Origin of the sequence: Clostridium sp. CF012 (genome assembly GCF_018861755.1) — a bacterium.
Taxonomy (GTDB): domain Bacteria; phylum Bacillota; class Clostridia; order Clostridiales; family Clostridiaceae; genus Clostridium_AD.
The window spans coordinates 74,025-88,013 of sequence record NZ_JAHLEF010000010.1; the positions used below are offsets into that span (position 1 = coordinate 74,025).

The 13,989-nt window shown below is 30.4% G+C and carries 10 protein-coding genes; 8 read left to right on the forward strand and 2 right to left on the reverse strand.

Going from position 1 to position 13,989, the window contains the following annotated elements:
- The first annotated feature begins 33 nt into the window (after positions 1–33).
- Positions 34–1,176, forward strand: a complete 1,143-nt coding sequence (gene thiI / locus KPL50_RS11610; protein ID WP_216298631.1) for a tRNA uracil 4-sulfurtransferase ThiI — start codon at positions 34–36, stop codon at positions 1,174–1,176.
- A gap of 575 nt (positions 1,177–1,751) precedes the next feature.
- Positions 1,752–3,284, forward strand: coding sequence for a glucose-specific PTS transporter subunit IIBC (gene ptsG, locus KPL50_RS11615; RefSeq protein ID WP_216298632.1), 1,533 nt, complete (start codon positions 1,752–1,754; stop codon positions 3,282–3,284).
- A 125-nt stretch (positions 3,285–3,409) separates the two neighbouring features.
- On the opposite strand, the gene KPL50_RS11620 is transcribed toward ptsG, so the two are convergent.
- The gene (locus KPL50_RS11620) at positions 3,410–4,588 is read right to left on the reverse strand and encodes a hypothetical protein (protein ID WP_216298633.1); all 1,179 of its coding nucleotides are present in this window, start codon (positions 4,586–4,588) and stop codon (positions 3,410–3,412) included.
- A gap of 304 nt (positions 4,589–4,892) precedes the next feature.
- Complete coding sequence (locus tag KPL50_RS11625) at positions 4,893–5,162, reverse strand: CD3324 family protein (RefSeq protein WP_216298634.1); 270 nt, start codon at positions 5,160–5,162, stop codon at positions 4,893–4,895.
- 556 nt (positions 5,163–5,718) lie between these two features.
- On the opposite strand from KPL50_RS11625, the gene KPL50_RS27485 reads away from it, so the two are divergent.
- From KPL50_RS27485 to KPL50_RS11650, 6 genes are all read left to right on the forward strand, one after another.
- Positions 5,719–5,853 (forward strand): hypothetical protein, encoded by a 135-nt coding sequence (locus tag KPL50_RS27485; RefSeq protein WP_290443229.1) that lies wholly within the window; start codon positions 5,719–5,721, stop codon positions 5,851–5,853.
- Positions 5,854–6,101: 248 nt separating this feature from the next.
- A complete protein-coding gene (locus KPL50_RS11630; RefSeq protein WP_216298635.1) occupies positions 6,102–6,401 on the forward strand; it encodes a hypothetical protein in 300 nt (99 codons plus the stop codon).
- Between the two features lie 200 nt (positions 6,402–6,601).
- A complete protein-coding gene (locus KPL50_RS11635; RefSeq protein ID WP_216298636.1) occupies positions 6,602–7,648 on the forward strand; it encodes an FAD:protein FMN transferase in 1,047 nt (348 codons plus the stop codon).
- An 891-nt stretch (positions 7,649–8,539) separates the two neighbouring features.
- A complete protein-coding gene (locus KPL50_RS11640; RefSeq protein ID WP_216298637.1) occupies positions 8,540–9,973 on the forward strand; it encodes a serine hydrolase domain-containing protein in 1,434 nt (477 codons plus the stop codon).
- A 138-nt stretch (positions 9,974–10,111) separates the two neighbouring features.
- Entirely contained in the window at positions 10,112–13,201 is a 3,090-nt protein-coding gene (locus KPL50_RS11645; protein WP_216298638.1) for a GNAT family N-acetyltransferase, read from the forward strand.
- A gap of 23 nt (positions 13,202–13,224) precedes the next feature.
- Positions 13,225–13,974: a GNAT family N-acetyltransferase gene (locus tag KPL50_RS11650; RefSeq protein WP_216298639.1), complete on the forward strand. Its 750-nt coding sequence runs from the start codon at positions 13,225–13,227 to the stop codon at positions 13,972–13,974.
- The last annotated feature ends 15 nt before the right edge of the window (positions 13,975–13,989 follow it).

Sequence of the window (13,989 nt, forward strand, 5' to 3'; positions counted from 1 at the left end):
TATTTCACATAAGAAAAAGAGGAGTGCGAATAGATGAGAAAATTGATTTTAGTAAAATATGCCCCGGAAATCTTTTTAAAGGGACTAAACAGAGGTAAATTTGAAAAAAAACTTAAAGACAATATAAAAAATGTACTAACAGGCTTAGATTACGAATTTGTTGAGGACTCAGGAAGATGGTTTATATGCTCGCAGCAAATGGATAAAATCATAGAAAAGGTTAAAAATGTTTTTGGAATAATGGAGGTTTGCATCGTTACAGAAGTTGAAGCAACTCTTGAAGATATCCAAAAACAAGCGCTCTTAGAGCTGTCAGAAACTTCAGCTAAAACTTTTAAAGTAGAAACTAACAGAGCAAACAAAAATTTTAACCCAAATTCATTGGAAGTAAGTAGAAAAGTAGGAGCTTACATATTACAAAATAATGAAGAAGTAAGTGTAGACGTTCATAATCCTAATTGTACTATTAATGTAGAAATAAGAAATAGTGCATACATATATGCTAAAAGAATAAAGGCAGTGGGCGGGTTACCTTATGGAATGAATGGTAGCACTATGCTTATGCTATCTGGAGGTATAGACTCCCCTGTTGCAGGGTATATGATGGCAAGAAGAGGTGTAGAACTGCATGCAGTTTATTATCATAGCCATCCATACACTAGTGAAAGAGCTAAGGATAAGGTAAAGCAATTAACTAATATTTTAAAAGGATACACTGGAAAATTAACCTTGTATGTAGTACCTTTTACTGAAATTCAGATGCAAATTATAGAAAAGTGCAGAGAAGATGAATTAACAATAATTATGAGAAGATTTATGATGAGACTTGCCTGTGTTCTTGCAGAAAAATATAACATAAATTCAGTGACTACTGGAGAAAGTATAGGACAAGTAGCTAGTCAAACCATGGAAGGCCTTGTAGTAAGTGATGATGTTTCTGATAGACCAGTTTTCAGACCACTGGTGGCTATGGATAAAGTAGATATTATGGATGTATCAAGACAAATCGCAACTTATGAAACCTCCATTTTACCTTATGAAGATTGTTGTACAATTTTTGTGCCTAAACATCCAAAAACGAAGCCAAGGTTAATTGAGATAATTAAGTCTGAATCAGTTTTAGATATTGATAGACTAGTTGAAAAGGCTATTTGTGAAATGGAAATTTATAAATAAATATATTCATGTTAATAGGTAACCATATGTATTAAATCAGATAAAGTGTAAATAATATTAGAAGAAATATTGATTTAAAATATATTAAAGAGGTGATTAACATGGCTAAAAAAGGTGGAGAAAAAAAATCAGGTTCTAAGGATACAAAAGATAAAACGCAGAAAAAGAATCAAAAGGGCAATACAGTAGGTTAATAAACAGTTATTTAAAATATAAGCTAACAAAAGTAATAAACCATTTTTGTTAGCTTATTTTTATCTTATATAGGGCAAAAGACTGCTATAAAGAAAGATAGATTTACCATAGAAATAAAAAAATGTTGAAAAAAACATTAATATGTGATATTATGTCTGTATTACGTAATTAGTATGTAGGATTTTGTTGTAAGTGTAAACTTATATGTAAAAGTTTACAGTAGAAAATCAATTTAATAAATAAATTTGCGTGTTACTGATATAATCAGGCATGAGCATAAGTCATTATAATATATAGCTATATTTAATTATAGCTATTAATATGACTTTGCTCATGCCTTTTATTTTTGCTAACATGCCACAAAAGAGAGGGGAATATAAATGAAAAAAGCTTTTGGTGTCTTACAAAAGGTAGGAAAAGCATTAATGCTACCGGTAGCACTTTTACCAGCGGCAGGGTTATTGCTTGGATTTGGTAACATGTTCCAAAGCGATCAATTTTTAATGAATGCTCCAATATTTAATGCTGGTTGGTTCCAAATGGTAGCTAAAATCATGGAACAATCTGGGGATGTTATTTTTGGTAACCTTGCATTATTGTTTGCAGTAGGAGTTGCGGTAGGCCTAGCTGAGGGTGAAGGAGTTGCAGGACTTGCGGCAATAGTTGGTTTCTTAATAATGAATAAAACACTAGGTATTGTTGCTGGAGTTACTCCAGAATTAATTAATAGAACACATCCACAGTTTGCAAGCGTATTAGGTATCCCAACACTTCAAACAGGAGTATTTGGTGGTATTATAATAGGTATTGTAGCGGCGCAGTTATATAAAAGATATTACAACATTGAATTACCTTCTTACCTCGGGTTCTTTTCGGGTAAGAGATTTGTACCTATCGTTACAGCAGTAGCTGCTATTGGAATAGGTATTGCAATGAGTTTTGTTTGGCCTCCAATCCAACAGGGCTTAAATATATTTTCAAAAAGTATGATTGAGGCTAATCCAACAGTATCAGCTTTTGTATTTGGAGTAATAGAAAGATCATTAATTCCTTTTGGATTACATCATATTTTTTACAACCCATTCTGGTATCAATTTGGTGAGTATATAAACAAAGCTGGTCAAGTAGTTAATGGGGATCAAGCTATATTTATGGCTCAGTTAAAAGATGGTGTACAATTTACAGCAGGTACATTTATGGCTGGTAAATTCCCATTTATGATGTTTGGACTTCCAGCAGCAGCACTTGCAATGATTCATGAAGCAAAACCTGAAAAGAAAAAAATTGTAGCTGGTATTATGATATCTGCTGCATTAACTTCTTTCTTAACAGGTATTACAGAACCAATTGAATTTTCATTCTTATTCGTAGCACCAGTATTGTTCGGAATTCACTGTATATTTGCAGGATTATCCTTTATGACAATGCAACTTTTAAATGTTAAGATAGGAATGACCTTCTCAGGTGGACTTATAGATTACTTACTGTTTGGTGTAATTCCAAATAGAACAGCTTGGTGGCTCGTAATCCCTATAGGTTTAGCATTTGCAGCGCTTTATTACTTCGGCTTCCGTTTTGCTATAAGAAAATGGAATCTTAAAACTCCAGGTCGTGAAACCGATGTGGAAGAAGACCCAAGTACTGTAAAAACTAATCTTAAAGGTCAAGAACATGCAATAGCAGTATTAAAAGCATTAGGTGGAAAAGAAAATATAACAAATTTAGATGCTTGCATTACTCGTTTACGTGTAAGTGTCGTGGATGTAAAAACAGTTGATAAAGCAGAGCTTAAGAAATTAGGAGCTGCTGGTGTGCTTGAAGTTGGTGACAGTGTTCAAGCGATATTTGGAACAAGAGCAGAGCATATAAAAACAGAAATTAAAGAAGTTATAGCTAAGGGTTTAGATAAATAATACTTGTAGTTGTAATTAAAAATAAATTTTAACATGAAAAAACATTAGATAAGTATGTTACTTATCTAATGTTTTTTTGTTGTTTAAAAGGTATCACTCATAATAAAGAGTAGCTTTTTAATAATCTATAATACCTCAATTCTAGCTGGCGTACCATCAATGGAATCTGAAAAATGCATATGGTTAAATTTCCACCTGCCATCTCTCTTTACTAATATTCCAACAAATTTCATGGAAACAGTTGTTTTTTTATCAGAAGTTTCAAGTATATCTAATGAATTATTTATTGATAATAACATTAGATTTATTAATTCTGTATTTGTTTTTTTCAGTTTTAAATACCACTCAAAATTTTGTTTTGGCCAAGAGCAAACATTTTGTTCTTTCCAAGTAAATTTTATTAGTGCCTTTGAGTAAACCACCGCTATATTATCTAAAACAGAAATATAAGCATTTTCTCTATTCAAATTGAAATCTCCCCAATATTTCCAATCTGATTTCAATAGTTCTTTTGCTTCATTAAATCCATGGAAAACTTCCCCTTGATCTGTTCCAATTATAGATATGAGTTCACTATTATCGAGTAATTCTTCTCCGTAATTATCAACTAAATTGGTATCACGTTTATCATAGGCTTCTTGCAGGGTTTTTAGAATTTCTTGGACCTCTGCTATTTCTACACTATCTTTTTTATCGATGGGAATAACTTTAAACTTATCATCAATGTTTTCATTAGTTAACATAAGTTCGTTACCATCTGAAGAGAAGGAAAGAGTCATATGCTTTATCATCCATTTTAATCCATCATTAATCATGACTATAGTAACTCTAAAAGGCCATATATACTCTTCTCCTCTTTTTATATCATTTAAAGTTGTTACAAGTTTGTTTGAAAGTTTAATTAGAGTTGATTTTGATACCTCTTTATTATTTAATTCTCTAGATAATTGATCTACCATAGCCTCACATGTTTTCTCTTGCTTAATATTTCTGATACTTTTACCATGAAGGGCTATTACAGCCACTGAATTCTCTATATTAATTACAGATTTATCTATATCTAGTTCTATATTTTCTAGATACTTATTTTCATCTTCCCAATAGGACTTAATATTAGTTGTTATTTCTCCTAGTCCAAAACACCAACTGTTTAGTCCAGCACCTACAAAACTTGTATCTTTCTCGTTTATGAAAAATTCGTTAATAACGCTTTCTATGTTATCAAAATCTTTTTCATTATAGTTCTGCTGAAAATTACTTAAAACTGATTTTATATCTTGAATTGTTTTTTCGTCTTTTCTCATATGATTTAGCCCCCTTGTTTATTTTATATATTACAAATTGAATAGGGCTTTTCATAGCCTTATCCTTACCGTATCATTTTAATACTTACTGTGACTTAATTATATACCGACTATATTTCTATAGAGTTCTTTACAAATTAAAATTGACTTGTTATTTATTTTCATGCCCCTAATAGGATTTGTGTAAAGAATAATATAGAAATATACTTTCCCTTTTATTACAAAATATATAATGCTAAATTCTAAGTACGTGGATTGTAACATAAAAAACTACCACTCATAATTAAGAGTGGTAGTTTTAAATCTATGCGATTTTTGCATAGATAATCTTTCTAATACTATATATTGATAGAAAAAAATCTTCAGCTAAAGCATCAATAGTATAGCCTTTTTCATATTTACTGCGTATATCTTCATTTCTATTTTGTATATATGCCCTATGACCTGAATTCTCTCCCCACTTTTTTTTCTTTTGTGGTTCTGACGGAATATATACATATTGACCTTGAATATATTTTTGAATTTCTTTAACTAAATTATCTGGTAAAATTGTTTCAGCTTTTACATAGTTCATAAAGCCCAGCTCCTTAAATATATATTTTAAATTTAAGAAGGCAAAGCCTGTATTATATGTAAATATTAATGGCGATTAAAACCCTGTCTCTGTGCAAAATATCACCAAATCCATATATATATATACAGTCTTTGCACAGAGTTTTTTATTATTTATATAATCTTTAGATAAATCACATAACATATTATTCACCCCCACCTTAGTTTATATGATAGCATTTTTTGTGCTTATTTTCAATATTTTACTATCACAAGAAATGTGGTTAAATCATCACTTGATGTGGTGCAATATTTGCAACTTCATGAAAATATGATTTTGATTATTACGAATTGCATACTTTCTTAGTGTTTATTAATAGAGAACTTATTAAGATTAAAGCTAGTATCATTACGCTCAAATTAATGGCAAATATAGTTTTATTATAAAGTAAACATTCACCAAGAAAGCTTGAATGTAAAACTACATATGAAATCCATGCACTAGAGCCAGAGGTAATACTAAATTCAAGGTTTTTATTTATGAGAATATATAATGTTATATAATAAGTTACAATCATGTGGGTAAGCCAGGTAATTATCACATAGAAAAATGGAAACTGCTGGTATCATCTTTAATAACAACGGGATTAGGAATAGCAATAGCTATACCACTCGTAGCCGTTATTAAACCAATATTAAAAGAAGTGGCATGAATTTAGCTGAATAAGTTATATGAAAAAATGTATTAATCTACCGCTTTACCTTACAATTTATTTCTGTTAGAATGATAGTATATATTGAAATTAATTTATAAGTAATCTAGTGATTTAAATTGGATAGTATTTATAATAGTATAATGGTTTTTACTTTTAAAAATAATTTGAAATACTATAAATATAGTGTAAGTAATTAAATTTTCTATAATAAGACCAAACGGAGTAAGTGAGAAGGAGTTGATATAATGAATAATGAAGATAAAATATTAAAGATATTAGGACAGATTCAAGGTGATATGCAATTAGTCAAAATCCAGCTTAAAGAACATGGTGAAATGCTTAATTCACTAAAAGTCGCGTCAGAATTTCACAAAGCGGATATAGATAATTTAACGCATGAAGTTGTAAATATGTCTGGTGAACTTAAGGCTGAAATAAAAGAAACTAATTTAAAAATAGATACAATTGCTAAGGACTTAAGTTTTGTAGAACTTGCTACAGGAAAGAATATAACAGATATTGCATATCTAAAATATGCAAAATAGTAAATGAAATATGAAGACACTTATGTAGGTGTCTTTTTTTATTTCGCTGTTTTTTTTGTGCGCCTAGTATGAGCTAATAATTTTAATCACGTGGTGGGTTTGATTAAATAAAATAGTACTTGTTCTTATTTTATTTAAATAAGAAGTATGGTAAAATATCGTTAGATATTTTACAAATAATTCATTTAGGGGGACAACAGATGATAAAAAAAATATTAGCTCTGGGACTGTGTATGATCTTAATCATACCAATGGTTGCATGCACAAAACAAGATCAGAAGATTGACAAAAAAGCTATTAAAATGGATACAGTTATGCATTTAATAGCTTACGGTTCTAAGGCTGAAAAAGCAATAGAGGCGGCTTATACTAGAGTAGATGAAATTGAACAGATGGCAAGTTCCTCAATTAGTACCAGTGATGTTAATAAAATCAATAATGCTGCAGGAAAAGACTATGTAAAGGTACATCCTGAGATTATTAAGATTATAAAAACCTCACTAGAATACTCTAAAATTACAGATGGATACTTCGATATAACAGTAAGTCCACTTATAAAGCTTTGGGGAATTGGTACAAAGGATGAGAGGGTTCCAACTGCTTCTGAAATCAAAGAAAAACTAGCAGTTGTAAATTATAAGGACATCAGCATAAATGAGTCAAATAGCAGTGTTAAGCTAATGAAACCAGGTATGTCTATAGATCTTGGAGGCGTTGCTAAGGGATTCACTGCAGATGAGGTTGTAAAAGTTTTTAAAAAATATAAAATTAAGAGCGCCATTATAAATCTTGGTGGAAGTTCTATATATACATTGGGTGAAAAGCCTGATAAGACATTATGGTCCATTGGAGTTCAACATCCAAGAAAAGAAAGGAATGTTGCATATACTGGTATAATTAAGATGTCTCAAAATGCACTTTCTACATCTGGGGATTATGAAAGATTTTTTATAAAAGATGGAAAGCGCTATCATCATATATTGAATCCATATACTGGGTACCCAGCAGATGCTGGAGTTATGAGCGATACCATAATTATAGACAGTAGTAATCCTGATTGTAATATGCTTGCAGACATTCTTACTAAAGTTACTTTTGTATCTGGGGTAGATAAAGGATTGAAAATTATTGATAGTATTCCCGGTGTCTCGTGCCTGGTGGTAACTACAGACAATAAAGTTTATAAATCATCAAAGTGGAAGACTCAATTGGAAAATTTAGATTCTGATTTTAAAATGGCAAATTAACTCTTAGAGCCGCTATTTCTATAGTTAGGCTATTGATATGATTTGTTAGTTCTCTGTTTATTTCCTTAGTTCTGCATATTTTCACCTTCATGATTATAATTTGTTATACAAAATAAATTCAATATTAAAAATATTGAGAATAGATCGATAAATCCTTGACAAATGGAAAAATATATAATATAATGTAAATAATGAGAAACATGAGGGGGATATGTAATGATTATGTTGAGTCTAGTCTAATAAGTTTAAAATCTAATAATAAAAAATCTTAGCGCAGTACTTATAACCACCGTTATATTAAGTATATTTGTGGTGCAATAAAATATTTAATTGCATACTAAAATTTAAATATATTTAGGGTTATATGATTTAGATTTTTTAGATTTTAATTATATAGATAAGGAACAACATCAATTACAAACCTTTAATTTTCATTAATATTAAGTGAGTGTTTTATAGACTATGTTTTAGTTAAATAAACACATATGGCTATATAATTATTGTAGAGTTGTTGATAGGGGCTTTTATATGCTTTTATGAAGACAAGTACAAAATTAGTCAAACACACTTTATAATAATTTGAAGTTTAGGCTGCGTTGTCTTTGATAACACAGCTTTTTATTTTTAGTGTTTATGTTAAGCCAATAGGCAGAGATGCTTAATAGGCATATTTAACATAGGTACTATGAATTCTTAGGGATGTAGATGAATGAATGTTCATCTATGTCCCTAATTTTTTTATCAATAAACAAGGTGAAAAATATTGGGGACGGTTAACAATTAAATGAAGTTTCTATGAAAAATAGGAAGGGACGGTTAATAAATTTATGAAGTTTACAAATTAAGACTTATCAGTTAATTTTAAATTCAATTATGAAAAGGGGAAATATAATGGAAATGAAAAATCAAATAGTAAAAAACCTAGATAAGGTACTCAATGAATATGCGGTAAAAAACTATATTCCAGGCCTGGCAGTAGGTGTAGTTTATGATAATGAAGTTATTTATACAAAAGGCTTTGGTGTGAAAAATATTGAGACTAAAGAACCAATAAATGAGTACTCACTATTTCACATGGCATCAGTATCAAAGACTTTCGTAGCTACAGGAATAATGCAGTTAGTGGAGCAAGGTAAAATTAAGTTAGACTCACACTTGATAGAATATTTACCTTATTTTGAGCTTAAAGATGATAGATACAAGAAAATTACTATTCGGCAGATGTTAAGCCATATTTCAGGTATGCCAGATGAAGAGGACTATGAGTGGGATAAGCCTCAGTATGATGAAGGGGCATTAGAAAGATATGTTAGAAGCTTAAAAGATAAAGAATTAATGTGGGAACCAGGAGAAAAATTTGCTTACAGCAACATTGCTTTTGAAATATTAGGAGATGTTATTGAAAAGGTTTCTGGAGTATCTTTTGAAGATTATATGAAAGAAAATATTCTAGATGTACTTAAAATGAAAGAAAGTAACTTTTTAAAGCCATTAGTTTCAAAAGAACTACTTACAACACCTCATATTCTAGGCACTGAAAATCCCTATGGAGCAAAGGTAAGTGAGATTTTTCCTTATAATCGTGCACATGGACCAAGCTCTACCCTATGCTCTAATGTAGTGGAACTGTGTAATTATGCAATTGCTAATATGAATGAAGGAAGATTTGAAAAAGCTAAGATATTAGAAGCTAATAGCTATGAAGAACTTTGGAAACATCAGGCAGTTACAGGGTGGGATGGATACACTTCAAAAGTTGGATTGGCATGGTTCTTAGGAGAATATAAAGGGGTTAAGATTAAGTCTCATAGTGGAATAGATACAGGGTTTAGAAGTAATTTAATCACTTTACCAGAGAGAGGAATATCAATTGCTATTATGACTAATTCAGATTATACGTCTTTAAATAATCTATGCACAAATATTTTGGATATAGTCTTAGGAGATAAAATTGACAGTATAAAGGAATCCTTTGCGCATCATATGGCAAAAACAATGGTTAACGATGGTTATGAAATGGCAGTAAAAGAATATAAAAAAATAAAAGAAAATTCTATTGAAAAGTATTTTGTTAATGAGGGTGAGTTAAATATACTTGCTTATGCATTATTAGAATATAACAATATTAAAGCTATTGAATTACTGAAAATCTCAACTATAGTATTCCCAGAATCATCTAACCTTTATGATAGTTTGGGAGAAATATATTTAATTAATGGTGATAAGGATTTAGCTTTAGAAAGTTATAAGAAATCAGTGGAGTTAAATCCTAAGAATATAAGGGGGAAGAAAATATTAGAAAAATTAATCAGTGAGAGTAAATAACTGGGGACGGTTAACAACTTTATTATGTTTTAGTTAAGGGACGGTTCTGAAAGTTATAAACTTTGTAAATAAATATAATAAGTTGTTAACCGTCCCCACTGAAAACAGGAAAATAGGAAAGAAAATGGGGGGATATAAATGCAAGATTTAAAATTAGTAGAATACAACAATTCTTATGCAAAAGCTATTGCAGATATGTGGAGAAAAAGTTCGGAAGGGTGGAATGGAAATTGGGCTACGGAAACAGAGGAAAGTGTTTTGAAATCACATGAAAGTAGTACAGATTTAAACACTTATTTAGCAGTTAAGGGGGAGGAAATAGTAGGATATTGTGGACTATCTAAATATGAGTATGATGATAACACACTTTATGTAAGACTATTAAATGTAAGATACGACCTTCACGGTACGGGAATTGGAAGAACCTTAGTATGTAAATCTATAGAAAGAACTACTGAACTTGCATGGCCAAGAATTGACCTTTATACATGGCCGGGTAATACAAAATCACTTCCACTTTATAAAAGATGTGGGTTCTTTTTAGAAAAAAGAGATGATTCAACACATTTAATGAATTTTATACCGGGAGTAGTAAATGGGTTAGCATTTAAAGAGTATTTTGAAAATGCTGATTGGTACAAGGACTTAAAAAGAACTATAAATATGGAGCCAGATGGCATAGAGGAAAATGGGCTTATTTATTATGAATACCTCTGGGAAAAAGAAGGAAAAATCTTAAGAGTACAGTTTGAAAATAAAAGTCGTGGTATTACATTAATTGAATGCTCGGATTATCTAATAAAGGCTAATATGGATGATCAAAAGCTTATATTAGGTGGGAAGTATAAGATTAAATATGAAGTTATTAATAAATCTAAAAAGCCTTTGAACATTAAAGTAAAGGGCAGAGATGATAAAAATATAAAATATTCATTTAGTGCAGAAGTTGAAGTAATAGATAAAGAAATTATTGAAGGTGAATTTTTAGTTAATGAACCTGAAAAAAAGGTTGGTCAATTTAGCACTTATCCATCAGTAGTATCGGAGATCTTAATAAATGATATGAAAGTAGAATTTAAAATAGGTGTAGATGCTCAGTATCCAGGGAGTTTATCACTAAAGGTTCCAAGAAAAGAATGTTATAAAAATCTAAATTCAGTTATGTATTTAGATATAAAAAATAATTATAAACAAGCTGTTACATTTGAATTAGAGCTTGTGGAAAATAAGGATATTAAATTTATAAATAAAAGTTTAAGTATCCCTATGGTGGACAGTGAAAGAAAATCTGTAAAGCTCCAGTATATTTTAAATAAATTTAATTTCTATAATGAAGTAGTTCAGGTAAAAGCAAAGCTTGAAAATGGAAGTGAAGTAGTATTTAAAAAAGAAATAACATCAGCATTAAAAGGTAAAGAGGGAAGATTTGGTGGAAAAACGGAGGAATTCTATATAGCTATCAATGGAGTGTATTCAGCAAAGCTAAATGAAGAAAATAAAATATCAATACAAGCATTTGGAATACATGAGAGAGGTAGTAATATATGTTATCCAATCCTAGGAAGACCTTTTTCAGAAGAATTTTCAAATGCAAGTCCCAAGAAGATAGAACATTATGAGGAAAATGAAAAAATAGTATTAAAAACAACCTTTGTATCTGAAACTTATAAAAATATAAGGATAGAGTCTATATTAAAACTTTCTCAAAATGGAATAGCAGAGCATCATTATGAAGTTTGTAATGATGGAATGGATGAAACAATTAGTGAAATTTGTTTATCTCAGAATTTATTTATGAAACTTACTAAGGCTATTTTGCCACTAAAAGGTAAGTTTATTGAAAGTACAGATTCTAGCTCTGAATGGATAGAAGATTTTAATTTAGATGATTTAACGGAAAACTGGATATATGCCAGAAATACTGGAGAGAGCCTGGGATTATGTTGGAATAGTGAGCTGCAAGCTAAATCAAACGGGTGGGAGATAGTATTTGAACATGAACTTGGGAAAATGAAAGCTAAAGAGAAAAGGGTTACAAAACCTGTATTTATGGCATTAGATACTTTTAGAGATTGGAAAGCTTTTAGAGATTTTGCTTTAGAGAAAAGTGATACAAATAATTTAGTCCTAAGCAATTCACTTGGAATGATGGTTAATGATGGTAATCCTTTTGTTAAAGAAAATTTCACCGTAAAAATTTCTCAGTATGAAGCTTGTTGTTTAGATGGTGAATATTCTATAAGCTCTAAAAATAAGAACTTTGAGAAAATCAGTAATAGCGTAAGTAAGGAAGATAAAACTTTTGTAACAGAATTTACACCTTCTTTAAGCCAGGCTACTGATAGGGATATTTTAAATTTAGAAATAGATACTGATAATATTTATTCAGAAGAAAATAAAATGATATTTAATATTAAAAATAATTTTTGTGAATCAAAAATAATTGAAGAGCAAGGCCATAGAGTATATTCCGTTAGCAACGGTGTTATGGAAATTAAAGCATGCGATACTTTTAGCCATGTACTATATTCTTTAAAATACAATAATCATGAATGGCTTGAAAATTCTTTTCCAACACCAAGACCAAAATCATGGTTTAATCCATGGTTTGGAGGAATAGGTACACTTCCAGAAGATTTAAGCTTTAGATCAGTTTTAGAAGAAAATATACAAGCTGATTTTGTAAGCATTGAAGATAATTTTAAAAATAAATGGCAAGGTATTAAAGTAAAACTTCATGTAAAAAACAATGAGTACTATAAAGGCTTAGATGTAAATCAATATTATTTAATGCTACCTGGAGTACCGGTATTATGCCATACAGCAGAAATAGTTCAAAATACAGGCAAGCTTATAAATTATGAATCATTTGAAAGCTTATCATTCTTTAATTTTGATGAAAACCCTAAGAATAATTGGGTGAAACTAAAGAATTTAAAAGGAACCTTTGACAAATACAAAGTAGGTGGAGAAGGTATGGACATTTTAGCAACTTCTTCACTATTATATGGAACTAACAATCTAAAAGATAAGATACAACTTTATTCAAACCAGGATGAATCAAGAAACTATGGATTTGTAAATTTAAATGACACTGCAGCTTTAAATTCAAGACGTATAACTTTAGAGGATGGGTCGGTAAGGTTTACGTCACCAGATTTTTATATATTTACTGAGGAGTATATAGAAGATGAACTTTTAAAGGATTTAAGGAATATTAAATTTTAGGGATATAAAGGGAGGGTAATATTATGTATACAAAAACGGAAATTCTACAAATTGCGAAAGAACAGTTAGCGCTGGACTATGATTGCCAAGTATCTGATTTTCAAAAAGAAAAAAATACGATAGTTGAAAATAAGCTTCTTGAGGGCAGACGTATTTATGATCATGATGGATGCTTTTTAAAGCTACTCTGTTTTGGGGGCAAAGCAATTATCAGTACATCACCTATGATGATGCCTTGGTGTGAAGAAAAAATGATAAATAGAGATGTATGGATTTTTGAATATCCAAAACTGCGAGCAATGGATAAAAAATTGAATGAATTTGGACATGAAATAGCAGATATTCACCAGTACTATCTGCCAAATCCTGATATGACGAGTGTAGAACCTATTACCAATGTAAAATGGTATGAGTCTGAAGAGATTTTGCAGTTTGAGGATGATGATAGATTTGGAGAAGCGTTTGCTTGTGATGAAAACCATCCAGATGTGCTTGCAGTTGCCGCCTTTGACGGGGATAACATAATGGGTATGGCTGGTGCTAGCGCGGATAGCAAAACTATGTGGCAAATTGGTATTGATGTGCTGCCTGAGTACCGTGGCCGTGGTATAGGAACAAAATTAACTATACTTTTAAAGAATGAAATTTTAAAGAGGGGTAAAGTACCCTTTTACGGCACCGTGCAATCCCATTTTCAATCACAGAATATTGCTATAAATGCTGGGTTTTTCCCAGCATGGGCAGAACTTTATTCGGAAAGTAAAGAAGAGTAAGAACATTAAAGAGAG